This window comes from Vibrio kyushuensis (assembly GCF_050337325.1).
In the GTDB taxonomy this organism is placed as follows: domain Bacteria; phylum Pseudomonadota; class Gammaproteobacteria; order Enterobacterales; family Vibrionaceae; genus Vibrio; species Vibrio kyushuensis.
The window spans coordinates 966,688-986,720 of sequence record NZ_JAKJSV010000002.1 but is presented as its reverse complement, the minus strand read 5'-3'; the positions used below and the strand labels follow the sequence as shown (position 1 = coordinate 986,720).

Sequence of the window (20,033 nt, the reverse complement as noted above, 5' to 3'; positions counted from 1 at the left end):
GTTTGGAATTAATGGATAAGTTGGCTGAGGACTTTGATAGTGACACTGTTCTTTTTATCGGCTCTGGTGCATCCATACCGTCCGGGCTTCCGTCATGGAAGACTTTGGTTATGTGGCTTGAGGATTACACATCTCGTCTCGGAGGAAATACCGCAGTTGCAAATGACTTTCTGGAAGAAAGTACTAATGATCTAATCAATGCCACCAGTGCATTAACATCAGAGTTAGAGTCGCACGGTAAGTCCTTAAAAGACTTTTTTAATGATGATGAAAATTGTTCAATATTTCGCTCAGCAGAACCGAAGGAAATACACCACCTTATCGCAGAGCTTCCGACTTCTTGTATAGTAACTCCGAATTATGACTTACTCATTGAAAAGGTTTATAAATCTCTCGAGCGTCAAATCCAAGTTGTACACAAAAGCGACACTGTTTCACTTAACAAAATAATGAGAAGTAAGCTTAAACAATATGTCTATAAGTATCATGGGTGCGTAACAATGCCTGATGATATCGTTTTCGATTTCAAGTCCTATCGAAAGGAAATTCACGGCAATAGTGTTGACCTAGATTGTCTCAAGCACCTAATTCAATCGAAAACGCTGGTTTTTATCGGTTCTGATGTAAATGACCCTGACTTTAATCATATTAGAAATTACGTAACAGAAGCTTATAACTCTAGTTCTCTTGAATTTTGGGCATTCATGAAGAACACGACCCCAGAAAGAGTAAAGTTCTACCAAAAAGAATATGGCATCAATTTAATTAGTTATGATGAAAAGAATGGAGACCATTCGGATCTAAATAACAAGTTAAAGGTTTTGCTAAAGAAGATTCGTGAAGTTGACGAAAGAAAAGTGGAAGATATCGAGTCATCTGTATTAAAGCAAAAAGAACAAACAAAAACTGTAGGTGTACTAAGGGCTGCTTTAGTTGATGAAAATGAAAAAATAATTCCATTAGATGAGCAAATATTGGGTTTTGCTGCTCTTTTCGATACTGTGGCTAAAGAAAAGCTAATGGAATACTTAACACAATTTAGGGGCTATGAACAAAGTTTGGTGTCCAACCGTGTAGAGTATTTACTGAAACGAAGTTTATTGAATGAAACAGAACACTACTACCTTGCAGTTAAAGGTGAGTTCTCGATCGAGGCAGCTGTACAAATAGAAGACGATATCATGGAATTTCTTATGGAGCGTATAGATGGATAGTTTAAAAGTTAAAGCAATCGAATATTTTGCTGCAAAGCCACATGATGATCCAAAAGCACAATCCTATTTGTCAGCTATCTATAACGAATTACAACCAATATTAAACGATTCGAATTCATACGGTCTTCTATCAAACGCATTCGATATACTTGATAAATTCATAAGCCACATATCGATAAGGGCGTTACAGGATCTTACTAATCTGTGGGCACGGCTTCATGACAATATAGAGTTAGACGTAATAGATGAATCTTTAAGGCGCTACCATACTAAAGTTAAACTCAATTCAAAAATAATCTCGCTGCTAAGTAGGCTAAGGTACTTGGAACAAAATCAGGTGGTTAACACATTATTACGCTTTTGGGAGGAAGATCCAGACCAACGAAGCGAAATCGAAAAAGTGTTTAAAGAACTATCAGAATTCAATCTCCATGCAGTTAGAACAATTGGGTTTGATCCTCAAACAAAGCTATTAGAGACATTTAATAAACTTCCATTAAATCGAAAACTGGATTTTTTCCCTATTCTAAACATAGCTTATAAAGAATTCCTGGAAACCGAAATAGAGGGCCATAACTGGGAGTACCATACAGTATCAATCCAAACAATGGCTTTACCAGTAAGTCCCCAGATCATCAATTTACGGGAAGGGGTGATAGTTTCTATATTTGAACTCTATCAAAATGCTAGAACGCTAGGCGATAGTAAATCTCTCATTATTCTTATGAATTCATGTTGCAGAACGGGCACTCGTAATCAGTTATCCGAGGCTCTGAAAGAGCTTGTAGAAAATAATACAATTGAAATTCACGAGTATTGGTCCACTTTGATTAAATCAGCTCCTTTAGAGTTGGTTCAAATAATCGAGCACAATGCTTACTGGAATTACTACCATGGAACATCTGTTGCGGCAAAAAATGCAACTTTGATGGTAAAAGAAGCTATAGAAAAAAATCTGGAGTATCAGATATATCGTGATCTAGTCGGTTACGAAGGCATATTTAACGATTGGGAAGAAGAAAGAACTTCTAGAGATGGGTATGGTGCTCAAAAAGAACTGCGTGACCAACGAATCAACGATCATATAGAGAGCGTCTCAAACGAAAATATTCTCCTTTGGTTAAATAGAGTGGAACACTACCTAAAAACCGAATCCAAAGATCTTGCTACATTCCCTGAGTTATTTCATTTTGTAGAAAGTATTGCTGAACGTTTTCCAAATGAGATTCTATCTAGAATATTAGAAACATCAGAACTGAATAAATCATTGATTTGGGTATTTAGAGGGGTTTGGAAGTCTCATTTAAACAAACAGTTTAGAGAATTGATTTGTGAGTGGATTGAAAATGGGCAGTATTTATGGGAGCTATCTTCAGCGTTCTCAAACCTCAAAGGTCTAGATTACGAACTAGTCTCAATCATGACAGACAAATGTATCTTAATGAGCAACACTGATAGTTTGTGCGCATTGATACGTCTAATTACGTTCAATCAAGATAATTTTGGTCAAGAAAATATCAACGATGAATTTAAAAAGATCATGATTTTTTTGAACTCAGAGAAAAAAACCAATTGGGTTAATTACGTTTGGTATAACAAAAAAAGTGAATCATTTATCAACGTCCTTTCGGATGAGAATTTAAAGCTGTTAGTTGATAATTTAGTGTTTGTGAGTGAAGTAGACCACCGAATAGAAGGTGTACTAGAACAAGTTGCAGAAAATAATCCCGAATATATTTTTTATTTTTTTCAACAGCGAGTAGCTCATAAAAAGGGGATCGGCCACATTACTGAAGAACGTTACGAAGATATCCCTTACAGCTTATCTACTATCAAAGATGTATTGGCCAAACATCCGGATAAGCTTCTATCTCTTATTAAAAATAATTATGATTATGACGATGGAATTTTCCAATTTGGTATTGCTAGTTTGTTTAAGAAGTGCTTCCCAGTATTTGAAGAACAACTAATTGATGAGATTCTTAATCAATTGAACCCAAACAATGATAGAGAGTTGAAGCTAATACTAGCATTAGTCACTAATTACGAAGGGAACACATCGATCTTACCATTAATTAGAACTCTACTTACGTCGGTAGCATGCACTGAAGAGAAGTTCGAAATGTTTATTCATTCCTTAAATGGTACAGGGGTGGTCCATGGTGAATATGGTCTAGCTAAAGCATATGAACGGAAAAAAGAAAATATTCAGTTATGGGAACAAGACGAAGATGTAAATGTAGTTAAGTTTGCATTTAAGTATAAAGAAGCTTTAACCGAAATGATCCGCTCAGAAACTAGACGAACTGACGAGCAGGTAGCGTTGGAAAAACATAAATTTGGTTTTAAGGAATAGAGTATGAATAAGAAATTATACGGTTAACGTAGAAAGCATAGAAATGGTGGAATTTACCCCCGTAATACAGGTCGGGGGTTCTGACCCAAATCTAGCTCCGCTATCTTTTCTCGTTGTCGTCCGCTCAGTCTCGCTACCTCCAAACTCGAAGATAGCGAGCCGACTAAGTCGAAACCATACAAGAAAAAGAAACTAACGCGCTGCGCTTGTTCAAATCGTTAACCGAGAAAGCAAAAACCGCTTTCACTGCAACGATTTCTATATTTTGTCTGCACCAACAAAAAAGTCCGCATAACAGCGGACTTTCTGGTTTTTCTTTACTGGACGTTTACGAACGCAGCCAACTAAGAAACATACACACACCGTCATAAGCGATGAGTGCTGCGAACACACCTAAGAATGTCCACACAAAAAGGAACTCTGCTATCTTTTGATAGTCCTGTTCGGTCAGTTGAATCACGGCTTCCATACTTCCTCCTTAAAATAAGCTGACTTGGGCTTGCTGTGGTGATGCTTGCGTCACCGCCACATCACCTTTAGCGCGCGGCCTGCATGTAATCATCTGTCTTAGGCTCTGGTGTCGAACTTCCAACAGACAATCGTCGATGAACCGATAGTCTATGTCGTTGTGGTCTAAGTACTTTTCGTTAACGAAATAGGTCCCGTCATCCGCATCAACTTCGAGTGACAATGTCACGTTAATCCTGTTTTCATCTAAGTTAACCTTGATCACATGGCCCGTAATGTAGATGTTTTGGAATCCCTTGAACGGAAAGAGTGAGCCAATATCTAGACGATTAGCATTGCTTTGATTCCCACTGTTATCAACTTGATGGCTATCCCCACCATTAGATAAAACAGTAGGAACTTGAGCAGTCGAAACGACACTGCTTTGAGTGGAAGGTTGAACCGAACTTGCCACCGTTTCCGATTGCGAAACCTGTTCATCAAGACCAAAAACCATATTGGATAGCGCATAGACTAAATACCCCACGCAGGATAGGAACAACAAAGCGACGGCAAAAAACTTAGGACTACGAAATAGGGTATTCATAGCTCCTGCATTTTTAACAGAGCCGGTTGCTGTAGATTTGTATAAAAGGAAAGTATCTAAAGGGATCTTTTCGGTGATCAAGTTGACGTTATAGCCCTTTGGGATACTTGGTTTAGTGACCGCCTTTTCATGTTTGTAGATGTAAGGCTTACGTTTAGCCCATGGGTATTGGTCACGGTGTTTATGGAAAAAGCATTGCTCTGCACACATCTTGATACCCGTATCGATTTGCGTCCAATCGGGTGAGAGCAATTCAATATCCCAATCGTATTTTCGGTGACGCATGAATGCACCATTAAACGTGTGTGGATAGATAGGTCGTCCAAGTTCGTCATATTCTGCCACGCCTCTATCGTCCATTTCATTGGAATCAAGTTTATCCATATCGACAGGAACGTAGCGTGAATCGAACAGTTTAAGAAAAGACTTCGGTAATAAGTTGTCGTTCTTTTCTTTGGTGATGAAGTCGGCCATAGGACGGTATTTGATTTTCTTCATATCAAACCCAATTTTGGTTGAATAGATATCCTGGCACTCATCAATCACCACTTGAGATCCAATCGGCATCCAACAAAAGAAATAAGTCCAAAGGAAAATACCCGTTTCGTCACGCGACGAGATACGTATCAAACGGGCCGTTGAAGGGAAGGTGATGTTCAATCGTTTTTGAATTTCTTCTAATGGCTGCATACCCTCAAAATTGGTCACAACAATACGACCTGCTTTAAGGGCTTTTAAGATCACGAAGTAAGCCGAGTAGGCCGATTTATAGGAACCGTTCGCACCCGTTCTAATACAGATAGCCATTATTTGCTAAACCTCATAACAAACCCCGTAGTAAAGAAGTTGATGTAAGTAGCAATCGCTTTGGGCAGTCCAAACGCATGCGCGTAATAACGAAGTTCGTCAGGCAATAAGTTAAACGTTGAAACGAGCACATCGTTAAACCCAATCTCTTCGAGCAGCAGCTGGGCCGTTTGGTAACTGATTTTTAGAAAGCTGATATAGATAGTGAACTGCATCTTGATGTACCACAGCTGCATGTAAGTAATGATGTCTTCAAACATGGTTGGCGTGGAGTTGATGAAGTTGATAATCGAATCAAGGCCATCACCAAAGAAGTTAAATATGTCGATGATCCAATCCATGATTAATTCCCCAAACTCTTAATGCCGAGCAGAACGGCAATGAACAAAATGATGGAAGCGATTAAGGTCGCGTTGTCGATAAGGGCAGGGAGCACACCACTTTTAAATGAATGCGCTTGGCCGTTAACGAAGAGATCTAATGAATGATCTTTATACGTTCCGTTGTTCATGGCCGTAGTGTCAAAGCTGAATAGATTTCTGAAGTTTTGGATTTCTTGGGTGGCTTCGTATTTCAAAACATCAATGGCGTTTTGTATTTGAGTCAGCTTTTCAGCATCGTACAAGAAACGCGAACCATAGGTTTTTCCTTCTGGTGTGAAGCCAGCAAGACAATCACCATCACACCCAATGGAGTCGCGAATATCTGACAGTAGGTTGTTACTTTCACCAATTCCGCTTTCAACTCCTGACATATCGCCAGAGCCACCCGTATCACCAAGAGCCGCAATCGCTAATCCATTTGCGACTACTGCGTCATTGGTGGCGGAAATATCAGAAGTTAGAGAAGCAAATTGTGCATCAGTCGAAGTTTGAAGTGCATTGACGGCATCGCGCGCTTCAATGGCTCGGTTCTTAGCGGTGGCAGAATTATTCTTAGCCGCTTTGGACCATGACGAAATATCATCAATCGTTGGTTGCATGGCAGAAAACTCAGTGCTCAAGCTATCAAGCCCCGTTTTTAATTCTGCTGTATCGTCTTGCAACTGAGTGACGTTATAGTTTGTCTGTCCTAAGTAACCCATCATCGTGCTGAAGTTGCTTGGTATTTGTCGAGCATAGCTTTCAATATTCGCAGAATAGTTAATTAGGCGATTGATTTGAGAAGCGACTTCGTAATCAAGTACATCACTCATTTCACTGAGCTTGTCGGTAATCGCTGTGTAATCGAGCGAATCTAATTGCTCGGATAGTTTTTCGTAATGATAGTTGGCCTTACTATCTTGATGGCGTAATGTTGTCGCTAACTTATCTGTTTCAACTCTATTCTTGACGTATAAGGTATCAATTTGAGCCCGAGTCGATTTCGTATTTAATTGCCGAAAATAGGTATCAACGAGCGATTTGTTAGTTGCCGCAACAGAGTTGATGGCATTGTAAATTTTGGCTTGGCAAAGGTGCTGGGTACTTTCCGTACATATAACTTCTATTGGAGCAGGAAGCGTCACCCAAGAGTCGGAGGTATCTGGCGGCTCTTCGCAATCAGGTAGGTTTTCCGGCGTACATTCGTCGGGATATTCGGGAGGCGTCGTTACATCAGGTTTATTCGGTGTATCACCAATACTGTCTTCAGTACCTAAGCATTGAATACCAGTAGAAGCCATATCTGTATAACAATGATTATCCTCTGCGTTACAAATATTTTGTACACCATAACGATTCACATACTGACAATCCTCCATACAAGCAAAGTGAGTCAAACCTTCCGTTCCATAAGGAAAATAGACAAGACCAGTCCATTCATTTTCAGCAGGACAATACACATTTTCATTCGCGAACACATGAGGAGGAGTAAAAACAGCAAGGCATGCAAAGATAAAAAAGAAGAGAGCCACGATAAAATCGTTAAAGGCTTTGGTGAGTTTAGAGCGTTTTTCTAAGTCCATTTCAACAGCTCCTTAAGGTGACGTTACGAAGCGTTTATTCCAGTGTAAACCCCCATAACAAAAGACATAGACATGACCATCCCAAACAGGATGGTCACGATATCAGTAGCAAAAGCCGCCATTAAGAGCGCATTCCGCCCATGATTGCTTTAAGGCCAAAGCCAAGAGCAGCCAAACCAATCAGACCCACGACAACCAAACCGTAATTTGATTGACCAGAGGTCACAGCCGCATTGATTGCGGTTTCAGTTTCAGACGTTGCCGAAGCACCAAAAGCCAGTACCGTAGTACCTAAACCAACTAACACTTTTTTCATAACAAATTTCCTTCTTATTTCTGAAAAATGAATCTATCCCTTTGATAGACCCTTGATGATTCGACCTAGAACATGACCGCTAACAAATGAAAATAAGATCCAGCCGCTAACGGTAATGTACAAAGAAGAATCGATAGTGAGTGCACCTGTCGAAATAACCTCAACCAGTTGGTTATATTCCTCGGGTGTTAATACGTGGTAATCGCACGTCACATCATCAATGCTTAAGTGTGTGGTGTTATCAATTACGCACGTCATATCGAAGCCCTATTTAAAAGACGCTTTAAAGTGAGCTTTGATTTCTTCTTCCACTGGAACAAGTTCGGTAACAACCGCACCTGATAGTGGATCTTCTGGATTAATTTCCAGACGTAATTCGTATTCGCGACGCGGAACGAGCGCACCTGACTTCTCCAGTTTCAGTGCGTATTCGTAATCCACCATTAACGGCTGGTCCCATTGGGGATTCACATCACCTGATTCGCCAATAGTACGACGCTTGAATTTCTCGGAATTGATTTCACGAAGTGGACGCGAGATGTTCAGTTGAGCACCGTCACCTTTAAAACTGTTCCACGTAATGTCCATTCCCAATACAAATACTGCTTTAGCCATGAGTTAGTTCTCCAATATGTGTTCGACTAATTTCCCGTAGGTATCGGGAAAGGTGAAAGGTGTTCCATCACGAACAAGTGAGCCAATAACTTTGTTAACGTCACCGTTATGGAACGTGATCAAACTGTTTAAGATTTTTCCGTACTGTCTTCGCATCCAATAGGCCGACGACAACAAATCAAGCGATGCGCGCTTAGATGGTTTCGGTTTTGTGTTGAACTGTATGGATGTACACATCGATGCAGAAAACGCGTTCAGACCTGAGAACGCACCAGAAGGATTCAATAGGGCATCGATGTCCCATTTTTTCAGCTCAACTTCGTTTCGATACCAAACCAAATCGGTATCGCCAAAGTTTTGCTCTAACGCTTTGTTGTAGATACGCCAGTAAACACGGGACGTTCTTGAGCCAATCGCATACATTTCTTTACTGTACTTCGCGTTGCCATCTTCCAAACGTTCGATGGTATGACACGGAGATAAAGACGGGCCGCGACCACGGGCATTGGTGCGAAAGGCATCATCAAGCCAAGCTTTGTAGGCATAATCACAATCAAATAAACCGTCGTAATCATCAAACGCCAAGTCCAAACGGGCCAATTGTTTTACGCCAAGAACGTTACTTAACCAGTCATGCACATACCAAGGTTCGTGCTGACTGAAAAGATGCTTACAACCAACACCGTTTATTTGGAAATGCACAGTGTCATTGTTGCCACCAATCCCAACATAACCGCAGAAGTCTTCACCGTTTGGTGTCGTTAACTTCATTGAATCGGTGTAGAACTGAAAACCCAATCCACGAGGCGCATTGAGCGACAGGCCAAGAACGCGATTAGTGAAAATCTTCAAACAATCTTCAAGATAGTTTTGATATACGACTCGAAATGCGTTGTTGTAGCTGTGCATATCTTCAACATTCGTTGCCAAGGTTGGATTAAACACAGGTGGAGCAGGGAACTTAGGTGCAGTTGCACAGCGTTGTAAAAGACTTTTGGTCTTAACGTAATTCGGTTCGCCTTTCTTTGGTTTCTCAGCAATCGCGTTATAGCAATGGCGCAAATCTTTCAGAGCAAATGTAAAACACAGATAATCAACATGAACGGATTCTGGTGCTTGGGTGAATTGCTTTAGCAGCTGGGTAGCGTTACTCATTCGAATACTCCCAGATTTAAGCGTTCTTGATACGTGGTGTTCGTGATATCGATGAGTTCAACATCACCAAGTTCGGTCGCCATCCAAGAGTTCAGGTGTGACATTGATTTGAACAAATCCCATTCACAAGATCCTTTAACCAATACGGAAACCGTATAGTCAGGAAGCAAGTCGTAGAAGATGATTTGAGCTTTGTTCATGTTGTAGATAACTCAGTACGATAGATTTCGTATTAGTTAATACGACAATTATCATATTGTAAATACGATAAAATCCGTAATATTCCGCTAGAATCAACTGAGGTGACATAGAAAGGAAAATGGAAATGTACACAAACAATCTTATAGATGCGTATAAAGAGCACATGAATTACGTTCAATACAAGCAAGTCGCGCACGAGCTTGGCATTAGCGTCCAAATGCTTACAGATATACGCAAAGGTCGCGCATTTCTTAAGGAAAATCTTGCACTTATGATTGCAGAGAAAATTGGTGAAGAAAAAGAAGCGGTGTTGATCGGGTTAGCCGCAGACAAAGCAAAAACACCACAAGAACAAGCTCTATGGGCCAACATAGCAAAAAAGTTTAACGGGCTTGGTTATACAGGGATTTCAATGGCTTACTTAGGATTTGTAGTGGCTAAAGACAGCGTTTCTGAGCCTTTAAATTATATGTCCCAGTGCGTATTATCTATGTTATGTTAAATAGGTTTAAGCGCATTAAGGAGAGTTGCTACTCTCCTGTACTACTTAGGTAATTCATTAAACATAACTCTATTTACCATAAAATAGATAATAACTAGCTTACTATCTAACGATGTTCGCTAGCTATTATCTTTCAGTCTACTTTTAGCCACCGGCTAACTTCACTGTATGGCCTTTCTTTTCAAGGTGAGCTTTGATTTTGTCTCTGGCGTCACCTTGAATTTCAATCGTTCCGTCTTTAACCGAACCACCGCAACCACATACCTTTTTTAATTCAGCAGCGATTAGTTTTAGTTGTACATCTTCTAGATCTAATCCAGAAACAATACATACGCCTTTGCCTTTGCGGCCTTTAGTTTGACGCTGGATTCGTACGATTCCATCACCTTTTGGTCGTTGAACGACTTCTTCTTCCTGTTTAATACGGCCAATATCCGTCGAATATACAAGACTCATATAGATTATTTTCTCTGTTGCTCTGCTTTCTGTTTCGCAAGTATATACGCTTCAATATGCTTTTGTATCGCGATTTTCGAACCTTTAATCAATCGACCGTTAAAGAAACAATACCAGGTGTTTGGTTCTCCAGTATCGTTCTTTAAAGCATAACCATTAAAGTCCTCTGCCATAGGAGAACCTTCGCTCTCGCGCTTTTGCCCCACAGATGAGAACTCTTTAGGGTCAATGATGGTTGCTGTATCGCAAAACCAGTCAATACTTTTTTTGACTGCTGCTAGGCTACCAGACAGGACATGATTCTTAATCTTAGCTTGCCAGATATTGCTATCAGAAGATTTGAGGTTAAACCCTTTATAAATTGTAACAGCCATACGCAATTTTCTTATTATAGGAGTTACTTAAATAATAATTGTATCTGCGCGGTTATCAAGTATATTTGCAACATATATATGGATTTATAGACGTTTTTTATGAGAAAGCAGATACCACAGGTTACTGATATTTCGTTACTTAATCAGTGGCGTTCAACTTTTCGTTCTCAAGTATCGCTAGATCAGTTTGATTCATTAACCGCGGGCCAATATTCAAAGAATTCGTTGTTAGCAATGGTCAAAGACTGGAATCACTTTTCTGATTTTTGCGCTCTAAAAAACGTCAAATCTATTCCTGCATCCGTTACTGCTGTAAGACTTTTTATTGAACAGGAAGCCAAAAAACGTAAGTTTTCCACCCTAAAACGTTACGCTGTCACCGTTTCTCTGGTTCACCGACTCCTAGCTAATCACGATCCAGTCTCCAACAGTAAAATCCGCCAATTGTTAGCAAAGTATAGATTAGATAAAAATGGTGATGCAGCACAGGCCAATAGTCTGACGCTTAAGCACCTAAAAGCATTGGACGAACATTTAACTCGCTTACCTTGTGCTAAGAACATTCGTGATCTTGCCATCTATTATCTTATGTTTGAATGCGCTCTTAAACGTTCTGAACTTAAGAAATTAACCATAGGTCAGGTTGATTGTATCGAAACTGATTTTTGTATCACGGTTAAAGGCTGTACTTATCGATTAAGCGAACGAGGCACATCCGCTTTAAGGCTTTGGTTATCTTTAGCTGGTGACTCTAACGAGTGTTATGTTTTTAGAGCAATTGATAGGCATGAAAACATAGGTGATTCGGCGATGGATGACTCATCAATCTATCGGGTGTTGAAAAATGTAAGCGAACTATTACAGCTTCCAATTAAGTTTTCAGGGCAATCAACTCGTGTAGGCGCAGCTCAACATTTAGCTAATAACGGGAAGAAAGCGAAAGAAATTCAAGAGTTTGGACGATGGTTATCCCCTGCTATGCCTTATCAATATATAGGATATAAACAAAAAGCAGAGGATGAAAAGCAAATCTTTAAAACAATTAGACCTTGGGAATAGCCCTAGTCATTATTCACTGACGTTTTCACGCAGTTTGCTAAGAATTCATGGAACTGATGTCCATTGTGTTCTAACATTTTTGGAAACATAGATATTGGCGTCATTCCCGGAAACGTATTCACTTCATTTAAATAGATCTCACCATCTTCAGTTAAAAAGAAATCAATACGTGATAAATGGCGTAATCGCATTTGTTTAAAAACTTTGTGCGCACTTGTTCTTATGGTTTCTAGTTGTGGCTCAGTAAGATTAGTCGCCTCAATTTCGGTACTTGAATGGCTATCGGCGCTGTACTTTTCTTCATAAGTATAAAACGCGTCTGAAGGTGCTATAACCTCGCCAGGTTTAGATAGGTACAATTTCCCATCAAACTCATAAGCAGCGACTTCAAGTTCTCTTGGTTTTACCGCTTTCTCGACTAAAACTTGATCTGAATATCCAAAAGCTAAATCGATTGAAGATTTAAGCTTGGCCAATTCTGTGACCTTGTAACACCCAACAGAAGAACCTTGACGTGCAGCTTTGATAAAGACACTTCCCCACTTTGCAAAAGCAGACTCAGCTTCTTTAAATGCAGAATCATTATTCTCAGAAAGAAACAGATACGGTGTATTTGGAATACCCAACGCGTCATACCATAATTTGGACGTGATTTTGTTAAAGCTATTGGTGCTTGCTTCAGGGCCACATCCCAAATAAGGGATCCCTGCTAGCTCTAGCATAGATTGTATGTCGCCTGTCTCACCCGGAAAACCGTGAATGCAAGGTACAACAAAATCAATATGAATACTTTCAGAGTCACAATTTAATGTAGCGGTATTCGTATCAAGTGATACCAGTTTATCGTTGTCGTTATACCAACCATTGTCTCTCATTTCGACACGGATCACGTTGAAACCTGATGTTATGGAGAGCTGTTGCTGTAAATAGTTTGCTGATACTAGCGAAACTTCATGCTCTGAAGAACCGCCTCCACACAAAAGAAGAATGGTTGTTTTAGTCATTAACCTAGTTTCCGAAACGCTACAAAAGATTGAAAGGTAATCATAATGAAAATGAGCCAAAACGGTAGCGTAACTTAGTAGGATTTACGCGGTTTTGGCTCATCTGTTGAAATATTCACCGTAATAGATAAGCAGCGCCCATCTATTATGTTAACTAGTTCAGTTTGTTCAAAGTTGGGAACTCAGAGTTCTTAATTGAATCAATACTCTTTACAAACGGCTTAAGGTTTCTAAATTCAACGGGTAACGTATCAATAGCTTGTTTAGCATCCACACGCGAAGCGTAATCACCGTAAAGTACGGTGTACCATTTTGTCCCGTTAACTACTTTGTAGTTTTCCCATACAGGTTGTTTTGAATCCATAGGAAGTTTACGAGCGAATTCATCAACCTTTGTTTGAGAGCCTACAGCAACAACCTGAATCGTAAAGCCGTAACGAGGGTTCATTGCAACTTGATTTGCCGTCGGTGGGATAATTGCAACAGCAGCGGCTTCAGGCGTTTTTTTAACGACCTTCTTCTCTTCAGTTATTGGTGACACTTTAACTACATTTTGCTCGACGTTGCTCTCGGTAATACCATCAGCAGTGCCTTCACTAGAAACAACCGGTTTATCTACCTCAGCAACTTTGTAGTCTTCCTTGTAACTTTCTGAGGTGACATCAGTGATGTACGTGTCAGAAGCACAAGCCGATAGAAGCACAGATAGGCCAACAATTGAAATCTTTTTCATGAAATGTACTTACGTCCTAAATAGAGATTACTGTAAATCATGCCGATTGAACGACTTAGAATCAAGCCAACATTTTAATTATATATCAATACTCTGTGATGCATGGCACAAAGTCACTTTTCTACCCTGTCCTACTGTTCATAATGAGTGCGAAATGCTCACAAACTAACATGGAATTGATTAATCTGTTGTTATTACAAATGGATTGAGTTGAACATGCATTCGTTAGATAAATTGCTTAAACCTAAATCAGTGGCGGTTATTGGCGCCTCTATAAAAGAGCGAAGAGCCGGTAACATAGTGATGAAAAACTTACTATTGGGTGGTTTTGAAGGGGCTATCATGCCCGTTACTCCAAAGTATCCCTCCGTTTGTGGGGTATTAGCGTACAAAACAATCGATGCTCTACCAATCACCCCTGATATCGCGATTTTGTGTACGAATGCTAGCCGTAACGTGTCACTTGTTTCTGAACTTGCGAATAAGGGTATTGCGACGGTTATTATACTCTCTTCTGATATGGCAGGATCTGTCAGCGAGCATAAGTCCATTCAAGAACAATGTTTAGACATTGCCAAGAAAGCGAACATGCGACTTCTTGGTCCGAATAGTTTGGGGGTAATTCTTCCTTGGTTAAATTTCAATGCTTCGTTCTCTCCGGTTACTGCCTTAAAGGGAAAGATTGCGTTTATTTCACAATCAGCTGCCGTTTGTACCACGATTCTAGATTGGGCTAATGATAAGAACATCGGTTTTTCAGCGTTTGTTTCGTTAGGAAACGCTTTAGATATCGACTTTGCTGAGCTTCTCGACCGATTGAGCATGGATTCTCATACCGAAGCGATTCTTCTTTACGTTGATACTATTAAAGATGCACGTCGATTCATGTCTGCAGCTCGGGCTGCATCTCGAAACCGAAGAATACTCGTATTGAAAGGTGGACGCACCGCTGGAGGGAGAAAAGCAGCAAGAAGACATACTGGTGGTGATGAGACATTAGATATCATTTACGATTCTGCGATACGTCGAACAGGAATGCTTCGGGTACATAATACTCATGAGCTGTTTGCAGCAGTGGAAACATTAACTCACTCTGTACCATTACGTGGTGAACGGCTTGCGATCATTACTAATGGTGGCGGACCTGCAATAATGGCTGTGGATACTCTTTTAGAGCGAGGAGGGAAATTAGCTAAATTGAGTAACGAAACACGTAAAAAGCTTGATACCATATTACCTTCGAGCTGGTCCCAGAGTAACCCCATCGACATGGTTGGAGATGCTGGCCATCGTCGTTATGTCTCAACCCTCAATACCCTACTTGATAGCAATGATGCAGACGCAATACTTATCATGCACAGCCCTTCTGCTGTGTCAGAGTCAGAGCAAACTGCTCAAGAACTTATTGATGCGATTAAGGCGCACCCAAGAAGCAAACACTTCAACATTCTAACGAATTGGTCAGGTGAACTAACGGCTAAGCCTGCAAGGCAAGTCTTTACTCAGGCGGGAATACCGACCTATCGAACACCGGAAAGTGCTGTTGTTGCTTTCATGCACTTAGTCGAGTACCGAAGAAATCAAAAGCAGTTAATGGAAACACCTACATCAGCAGAGCCTGTTCACATCGCAGAGCTGAACCAAGCCAAAGATTGGATCGAAAAAAAGTTAACTAATAATAAGTTAACAACGCTTGATACCCATCAGATAGGAGAGTTTCTCAAATTCTTTAATTTCAATGTTCTACCTACATGGATTGCTTCTGACGCTAGTGAAGCTGTACATGTTGCTGAGAAAATCGGTTACCCTGTAGCGGTAAAACTGCGTTCTCCTGATATTACTCACAAATCAGATGTACATGGTGTGATGCTAAACCTTCGAAATAGTGTCGAAGTTGCTAATGCAGCTGAAGCGATTCTAGATAGAACCAAACTCTCTTATCCAGCAGCTAATATTCACGGTTTACTTGTTCAAGGAATGGGTAAATTAGCTGGCGGAGAAGAGATCCGAATTAAAGTAGTAACCGATGAAACGTTTGGGCCCGTCATAATGATTGGTCAAGGTGGTTCAGAATGGGATGAATCAATAGATGCGGCCGCTGCTCTTCCTCCTCTAAATATGACGCTTGCACGCTACTTAATAGTTCGAGCTATTAAAGGTGGTAAAATCCGCCCTCAGAAACTACCAGAGCCTATGGATATACGAGGATTATCGGAGTTTTTGGTCAGGTTGTCGCAAATGGTGGTTGATTGCCCTCAGGTTCACCAACTGGATATCCATCCACTACTCGCAAATGGCAGTGAATTTACCATACTTGATGCGGACCTAGTATTGAAAGCGTATGACAGAGATGCTCACGAGCGTTTGGCGATCAGACCATATCCAGTAGAGATGGAAGAAGCTCTCGTGCTCAAAGATCAAACCAAGATATTGCTTCGACCAATACTGCCAGAAGATGAACCACTTCATGCCGAATTCATACATAACGTGTCAAAAGAAGATCTCTATAAACGATTTTTTAGCGACGTGGGTGAATTCAATCATGAAGCCTTGGCCAATTTCACTCAAATTGATTACGACCGTGAAATGGCGTTTGTAGCAGTTTCTAATGCTGATGGGAATCCATCCATCATCGGTGTCTCTCGCGCGTTGATAAACCATCAAAACAGTGATGCTGAGTTTGCAATATTGATTCGTTCTGACCTAAAAGGAAACGGCCTAGGAAAGGTGCTGATGGGAAAAGTTATCGAGTATTGTCGTGATAAAGGTACAACTCAAATTTCAGGAATGACAATGCCAACCAACAGAGGCATGTTAACACTGGCACAGAAGCTCGGTTTTGAGGTTGATATACAGTTTTCTGATGGTACTGCTGATATGGTAATGAAGTTAAATTAGAGTAACTTAGAAAGCGTTTAGAGGGAGTTCTTAAATCTCCCTCTCTATACCTTTGTATAGATCAGATTATCAGATCAGATTCCAATTTTTTGCTAGATACTGAATCGACCAATTTTTTGCATTACCCATATTACTTCTGCGCCAAGCCATCACAATATCAATATCTTGCTGTTGACCGCCATCGATTAAACATAGCTTACCTTCGGCTATTAACCGTTCAGCGACTTGTTTAGGTAGTGTCCCTATTCCTAAACCTGCGATAAGCGCATCCACTTTGGCATGAAATGAGGTTACCGTCAGTCGTGGCTGTTTGTCTAATACGTTAACTGTTTGAATAGGGTGCTCTTGGGCTGTATCAGCAATAGCGATAACCTTATATTTTTGACGCTCTTGTTCGTTAAATTCACCAACCCTGTTATGAATATAATGATCATTGGCTGCGACCCAAACCATAGACATCGATCCAAGCTTCTGAGTTTTCAGATCTTGGGGGATCATCCCTACTTTCGGACAGATCAATATGTCCGCTCTACCAACAGCTAAGGACTCCCAACAACCTGCAAGGATCTCTTCTTGCAACTTAACTTTGGTATTGCTGATCTCTTCTAATTTTGCGACTAGAGGAAAAAAGTTATTAACCGGAATAATTCCATCAAAAGCGACAGTAAGTTCAAGCTCCCATCCATTAGCCAAAGCGGATGCTTTACCGACTAGGTCTTGAGAGGCCTGGAGAATATGGCGGCCTTGTTCGAGTATCAAGCGCCCAACTTCTGTAAACGCCGCCTTGTGCCCCGAACGGTCAAAGATCATGAGATCTAAATCTTGTTCAAGTTTTTGTATTTGGTAAGTCAGCGAAGAAGGTGCCCTGTCGAGCTCTTTTGCTGCGCTAGCAAAGCTACCACGGCGATCAATCGCATCAAGGATATATAATGCTTCAAGTGTAAGTAGATTATGCAATGAGAGCCCCTTAAAAAAACCAATCTCTCTATAGAGTATCCAAATAACAAAAAACCAGCAATAAATGCTGGTTTAGAAAATAATCATTCGAAAAGTAATAACAAATTGGGCTGAATGAAAACTAATTATTAGACATCTCTCTTTTTACCATTACGACAGAAGCAACGATAAAAGCGATGATTAGACCTATTTCCACATGTAACTCCTAGATTCAAAACGTAACAAGGTGTAACTGCGGGAATTCTAACATTTACGAAGCGACATAAAAGCGCTTAACGTATTTATTACGTAAATAATCGATATAGATCAATAAACGCACAAAAAACGAACGATACGGAGTGGTAACTGAGAGATATAGCACTTTAAATGTTAAATATATGTAAGCATAAGTTGTTATTTAAATGTAATTTTTCCACCTATGATCTTATTTGCGGGCATTCCCCGTATCATTGTTTCTCGAGCGAATGTAATCATACATTTTGGGCACTTTCCTAATTCAGTCGTAAAGTCGGTAACAATACGCTCTTGAAAGCATTTAACTAAAGCACCTTTTCCACCTTTTCTGTATTTATACAAAAGGGTTTTACATTTTGCACAATAGACGGTGACCGTGCGTGTTGGCTGTTTCTTGTTAGGCTTAGCCATCATTTGAATCCGAGGTTAATTCAGGTTTTACCCATGCGCGACTAAAGTCAAACCATCCTAATGCATTACACTTGGCATTTTGTAAAGAACCGCACTGATCTTGGCTAACACCCAACCAACAGTGAAACATAGGGATTAGTTGTAAGTTTTCTACCAGAGATTTACCTAACGATTTCGCAGGGAAAGGAACTGTTTCGTCACTTCGCCATTGATTGATTAAACTTCCCCAATATTTGAAATGTTCATCCGTGCTCATTAGTTTGATGTCACTGTAATCCAGAAGCCAACCAGCAAGTGCATCATCTCGATTGTTGGACACCCCCATTGGCTTAATCCAAATATCAATCTCCGTGGTATCAGGAACTGAGAGATCGTATTTGATCATCTCTATTTTTAAACCGTCATCACGTAATATTTTTTCGATCGTTTTAGCGAGTGTTGGAAACATTGGGTGATGAGCATGATACGCGATAGTTATGCTTTTAAATTCAGGAGGCTTAACGGTGCTATTAGAACGACCTTGATGGTACCAGCCTGGTTTAAGGCCATGTGCGGGAAGAACACCTAACTCGACGAGCTTATTATCAGGTAACATCCGGAATAAGTTCATGGTATGAAGTTTATTCGTAAAGTATTCAGCCCATTCGGTATTCACTGCTAGACCATCTCTACGGTTAAGAAGTAAATAGGTACAGCCTGGATCTAACTTTACCTCTTCGTTTTGGTCGAGTAGGTCAGGCTTAATTGGGTTCGACAAGCTTGGGAATATCATCGAAGAATGAACCTCATCAATAACCCATACTTCAACTCGGTCAATCAAAGGACGGAAACCAAAATATCCATCAAAAGCCTGTAATATCAGCCTCTTGTCATTGTTTTCAACAACTTGATAAGGCCCAGTTCCGACAGGCATAAGGTCAAAGCCGTCTGATCTAAGCTCGTCTGGTAATAAGATTTTTGCACACGACTCGGCTAGCAACAGAGGCAAACGTCTGTCATCACGCGCAAGCTTGATATCAATGATGCTGTCATTTGGGGATGAAACATCCTCAATATGAGCAAATAGAGACACACTTTTTAGCAGTGATATGTTTTCAATGATGTGCTCTGTATTCAGCACTAGGCCATTATGAAATCGAACTCTAGGGCGAATATAAAAGCGCCAATGACGGCTAGAAAGCATTTCCCAGCTGTGCGCTAAATCAGGTTGTAATGTATCGGCTTCATCTAATCGAGTTAAACCACTGAAAATTTGCTGAGCAATATGTTGCTCTGAACGACGCATATTTTTGTTTGTGTTTAGCATAGATAAGGGGCGATAGTACGGCAGTCTAACGACCTGCAGACCTTCTTGATGCTGAACACCCAAGTAACCATCTATAACGCGTGCAAGCTTTGCACTGTCATTATCAAGCACTGAGAGTGCGTGTGAGATACGCCCTTCATCTAAGTATTGCTTCGCTAAGGTTTCATTAACGTCAGTACGGCTTCGTTTAAAGTTTAGTTGAGAGAGTTTTCCGCGACCCGGTGCTGGTCGCCATTCGATCCAGCCTTCCTCTTCCATTTTGTTGAGAACGATCCGAGCGTTACGACGAGTACAGAAAAGGATCTCAGTGATCTCATCAAGCTGAATACCTGAATCTTGACCATTGAAATGCTTAAAAAGAGTTTCAAACTGCACGCGTAGACGGGGACTGCTCATAAAGGGGAAATCTCGAACTTAGCAAAGAAGCACTTAGTTT

At 40.5% G+C, this 20,033-nt stretch carries 21 protein-coding genes; 5 read left to right on the top strand and 16 right to left on the bottom strand.

Features of this window, described 5'->3' with window-relative positions; translation table 11 throughout:
• The first annotated feature begins 11 nt into the window (after positions 1–11).
• Both L4D20_RS04335 and L4D20_RS04330 read left to right on the top strand, forming a co-directional pair.
• Positions 12–1,214, top strand: coding sequence for an SIR2 family protein (locus tag L4D20_RS04335; RefSeq protein ID WP_428800316.1), 1,203 nt, complete (start codon positions 12–14; stop codon positions 1,212–1,214).
• Positions 1,207–3,570 (top strand): hypothetical protein, encoded by a 2,364-nt coding sequence (locus L4D20_RS04330; protein WP_428800315.1) that lies wholly within the window; start codon positions 1,207–1,209, stop codon positions 3,568–3,570. The genes L4D20_RS04335 and L4D20_RS04330 overlap by 8 nt, the downstream gene beginning before the upstream one ends.
• 328 nt (positions 3,571–3,898) lie before the next feature.
• On the opposite strand, the gene L4D20_RS04325 is transcribed toward L4D20_RS04330, so the two are convergent.
• The 9 genes from L4D20_RS04325 to L4D20_RS04285 form a co-directional block, all read right to left on the bottom strand.
• Positions 3,899–4,039 carry a hypothetical protein gene (locus tag L4D20_RS04325; RefSeq protein ID WP_428800314.1) on the bottom strand — a complete coding sequence of 47 codons (141 nt, stop codon included), beginning with the start codon at positions 4,037–4,039 and terminating at the stop codon, positions 3,899–3,901.
• A 9-nt stretch (positions 4,040–4,048) separates the two neighbouring features.
• Positions 4,049–5,431 (bottom strand): zonular occludens toxin domain-containing protein, encoded by a 1,383-nt coding sequence (locus L4D20_RS04320; protein ID WP_428800313.1) that lies wholly within the window; start codon positions 5,429–5,431, stop codon positions 4,049–4,051.
• The gene (locus tag L4D20_RS04315; RefSeq protein ID WP_428800312.1) at positions 5,431–5,772 is read right to left on the bottom strand and encodes a DUF2523 domain-containing protein; all 342 of its coding nucleotides are present in this window, start codon (positions 5,770–5,772) and stop codon (positions 5,431–5,433) included. Before L4D20_RS04315 ends, L4D20_RS04320 begins: the two co-directional genes overlap by 1 nt.
• 2 nt (positions 5,773–5,774) lie before the next feature.
• Positions 5,775–7,376: a hypothetical protein gene (locus tag L4D20_RS04310; RefSeq protein WP_428800311.1), complete on the bottom strand. Its 1,602-nt coding sequence runs from the start codon at positions 7,374–7,376 to the stop codon at positions 5,775–5,777.
• Between the two features lie 121 nt (positions 7,377–7,497).
• Positions 7,498–7,692, bottom strand: coding sequence for a hypothetical protein (locus tag L4D20_RS04305; protein ID WP_428800310.1), 195 nt, complete (start codon positions 7,690–7,692; stop codon positions 7,498–7,500).
• Positions 7,693–7,725: 33 nt separating this feature from the next.
• Positions 7,726–7,950 carry a hypothetical protein gene (locus L4D20_RS04300; protein WP_428800309.1) on the bottom strand — a complete coding sequence of 75 codons (225 nt, stop codon included), beginning with the start codon at positions 7,948–7,950 and terminating at the stop codon, positions 7,726–7,728.
• A 9-nt stretch (positions 7,951–7,959) separates the two neighbouring features.
• A complete protein-coding gene (locus L4D20_RS04295) occupies positions 7,960–8,307 on the bottom strand; it encodes a DUF1293 family protein (RefSeq protein ID WP_428800308.1) in 348 nt (115 codons plus the stop codon).
• A gap of 3 nt (positions 8,308–8,310) precedes the next feature.
• A complete protein-coding gene (locus tag L4D20_RS04290; protein ID WP_428800307.1) occupies positions 8,311–9,462 on the bottom strand; it encodes a replication initiation factor domain-containing protein in 1,152 nt (383 codons plus the stop codon).
• Positions 9,459–9,662, bottom strand: a complete 204-nt coding sequence (locus tag L4D20_RS04285; protein WP_428800306.1) for a hypothetical protein — start codon at positions 9,660–9,662, stop codon at positions 9,459–9,461. The genes L4D20_RS04290 and L4D20_RS04285 overlap by 4 nt, the downstream gene beginning before the upstream one ends.
• 125 nt (positions 9,663–9,787) lie before the next feature.
• Between L4D20_RS04285 and L4D20_RS04280 the strand changes: the two genes are divergently transcribed.
• The gene (locus L4D20_RS04280) at positions 9,788–10,165 is read left to right on the top strand and encodes a DUF3693 domain-containing protein (RefSeq protein WP_428800305.1); all 378 of its coding nucleotides are present in this window, start codon (positions 9,788–9,790) and stop codon (positions 10,163–10,165) included.
• Positions 10,166–10,309: 144 nt separating this feature from the next.
• Here the strand turns inward: L4D20_RS04280 and yciH are convergent, their stop codons facing one another.
• Together yciH and L4D20_RS04270 are read right to left on the bottom strand one after the other, a co-directional pair.
• Positions 10,310–10,621, bottom strand: coding sequence for a stress response translation initiation inhibitor YciH (gene yciH, locus L4D20_RS04275; protein ID WP_428800304.1), 312 nt, complete (start codon positions 10,619–10,621; stop codon positions 10,310–10,312).
• Between the two features lie 5 nt (positions 10,622–10,626).
• Positions 10,627–10,995, bottom strand: a complete 369-nt coding sequence (locus L4D20_RS04270; protein ID WP_428800303.1) for a DUF3319 domain-containing protein — start codon at positions 10,993–10,995, stop codon at positions 10,627–10,629.
• 99 nt (positions 10,996–11,094) lie between these two features.
• Here L4D20_RS04270 and L4D20_RS04265 point away from each other — a divergent pair, with 99 nt between their 5' ends.
• A complete protein-coding gene (locus tag L4D20_RS04265; protein WP_428800302.1) occupies positions 11,095–12,054 on the top strand; it encodes a tyrosine-type recombinase/integrase in 960 nt (319 codons plus the stop codon).
• Between the two features lie 2 nt (positions 12,055–12,056).
• On the opposite strand, the gene L4D20_RS04260 is transcribed toward L4D20_RS04265, so the two are convergent.
• Positions 12,057–13,058, bottom strand: coding sequence for a D-alanine--D-alanine ligase (locus L4D20_RS04260; protein ID WP_428800301.1), 1,002 nt, complete (start codon positions 13,056–13,058; stop codon positions 12,057–12,059).
• A 154-nt stretch (positions 13,059–13,212) separates the two neighbouring features.
• Positions 13,213–13,791, bottom strand: coding sequence for an SPOR domain-containing protein (locus L4D20_RS04255; RefSeq protein WP_428800300.1), 579 nt, complete (start codon positions 13,789–13,791; stop codon positions 13,213–13,215).
• 216 nt (positions 13,792–14,007) lie between these two features.
• Here L4D20_RS04255 and L4D20_RS04250 point away from each other — a divergent pair, with 216 nt between their 5' ends.
• Positions 14,008–16,689: a bifunctional acetate--CoA ligase family protein/GNAT family N-acetyltransferase gene (locus L4D20_RS04250; RefSeq protein ID WP_428800299.1), complete on the top strand. Its 2,682-nt coding sequence runs from the start codon at positions 14,008–14,010 to the stop codon at positions 16,687–16,689.
• A 69-nt stretch (positions 16,690–16,758) separates the two neighbouring features.
• On the opposite strand, the gene L4D20_RS04245 is transcribed toward L4D20_RS04250, so the two are convergent.
• The 3 genes from L4D20_RS04245 to L4D20_RS04235 all read right to left on the bottom strand — a co-directional run bounded on the left by L4D20_RS04245 (position 16,759) and on the right by L4D20_RS04235 (position 19,993).
• Positions 16,759–17,646 (bottom strand): LysR family transcriptional regulator, encoded by an 888-nt coding sequence (locus tag L4D20_RS04245; RefSeq protein ID WP_428800298.1) that lies wholly within the window; start codon positions 17,644–17,646, stop codon positions 16,759–16,761.
• 393 nt (positions 17,647–18,039) lie between these two features.
• Positions 18,040–18,291 (bottom strand): hypothetical protein, encoded by a 252-nt coding sequence (locus tag L4D20_RS04240; RefSeq protein ID WP_428800754.1) that lies wholly within the window; start codon positions 18,289–18,291, stop codon positions 18,040–18,042.
• Complete coding sequence (locus L4D20_RS04235; RefSeq protein ID WP_428800297.1) at positions 18,284–19,993, bottom strand: SgrR family transcriptional regulator; 1,710 nt, start codon at positions 19,991–19,993, stop codon at positions 18,284–18,286. Before L4D20_RS04235 ends, L4D20_RS04240 begins: the two co-directional genes overlap by 8 nt.
• Positions 19,994–20,033: the final 40 nt, after the last annotated feature.

What these genes read in the sequence shown, in the direction of transcription:
- L4D20_RS04335 (WP_428800316.1), top strand. Translation starts at nt 12, where the DNA reads ATGGATAAGTTGGCTGAGGACTTTGATAGTGACACTGTTCTTTTTATC.
- L4D20_RS04330 (WP_428800315.1), top strand. Translation starts at nt 1,207, where the DNA reads ATGGATAGTTTAAAAGTTAAAGCAATCGAATATTTTGCTGCAAAGCCA.
- L4D20_RS04325 (WP_428800314.1), bottom strand. Translation starts at nt 4,039, where the DNA reads ATGGAAGCCGTGATTCAACTGACCGAACAGGACTATCAAAAGATAGCA.
- L4D20_RS04320 (WP_428800313.1), bottom strand. Translation starts at nt 5,431, where the DNA reads ATGGCTATCTGTATTAGAACGGGTGCGAACGGTTCCTATAAATCGGCC.
- L4D20_RS04315 (WP_428800312.1), bottom strand. Translation starts at nt 5,772, where the DNA reads ATGGATTGGATCATCGACATATTTAACTTCTTTGGTGATGGCCTTGAT.
- L4D20_RS04310 (WP_428800311.1), bottom strand. Translation starts at nt 7,376, where the DNA reads ATGGACTTAGAAAAACGCTCTAAACTCACCAAAGCCTTTAACGATTTT.
- L4D20_RS04305 (WP_428800310.1), bottom strand. Translation starts at nt 7,692, where the DNA reads ATGAAAAAAGTGTTAGTTGGTTTAGGTACTACGGTACTGGCTTTTGGT.
- L4D20_RS04300 (WP_428800309.1), bottom strand. Translation starts at nt 7,950, where the DNA reads ATGACGTGCGTAATTGATAACACCACACACTTAAGCATTGATGATGTG.
- L4D20_RS04295 (WP_428800308.1), bottom strand. Translation starts at nt 8,307, where the DNA reads ATGGCTAAAGCAGTATTTGTATTGGGAATGGACATTACGTGGAACAGT.
- L4D20_RS04290 (WP_428800307.1), bottom strand. Translation starts at nt 9,462, where the DNA reads ATGAGTAACGCTACCCAGCTGCTAAAGCAATTCACCCAAGCACCAGAA.
- L4D20_RS04285 (WP_428800306.1), bottom strand. Translation starts at nt 9,662, where the DNA reads ATGAACAAAGCTCAAATCATCTTCTACGACTTGCTTCCTGACTATACG.
- L4D20_RS04280 (WP_428800305.1), top strand. Translation starts at nt 9,788, where the DNA reads ATGTACACAAACAATCTTATAGATGCGTATAAAGAGCACATGAATTAC.
- yciH (WP_428800304.1), bottom strand. Translation starts at nt 10,621, where the DNA reads ATGAGTCTTGTATATTCGACGGATATTGGCCGTATTAAACAGGAAGAA.
- L4D20_RS04270 (WP_428800303.1), bottom strand. Translation starts at nt 10,995, where the DNA reads ATGGCTGTTACAATTTATAAAGGGTTTAACCTCAAATCTTCTGATAGC.
- L4D20_RS04265 (WP_428800302.1), top strand. Translation starts at nt 11,095, where the DNA reads ATGAGAAAGCAGATACCACAGGTTACTGATATTTCGTTACTTAATCAG.
- L4D20_RS04260 (WP_428800301.1), bottom strand. Translation starts at nt 13,058, where the DNA reads ATGACTAAAACAACCATTCTTCTTTTGTGTGGAGGCGGTTCTTCAGAG.
- L4D20_RS04255 (WP_428800300.1), bottom strand. Translation starts at nt 13,791, where the DNA reads ATGAAAAAGATTTCAATTGTTGGCCTATCTGTGCTTCTATCGGCTTGT.
- L4D20_RS04250 (WP_428800299.1), top strand. Translation starts at nt 14,008, where the DNA reads ATGCATTCGTTAGATAAATTGCTTAAACCTAAATCAGTGGCGGTTATT.
- L4D20_RS04240 (WP_428800754.1), bottom strand. Translation starts at nt 18,291, where the DNA reads ATGGCTAAGCCTAACAAGAAACAGCCAACACGCACGGTCACCGTCTAT.
- L4D20_RS04235 (WP_428800297.1), bottom strand. Translation starts at nt 19,993, where the DNA reads ATGAGCAGTCCCCGTCTACGCGTGCAGTTTGAAACTCTTTTTAAGCAT.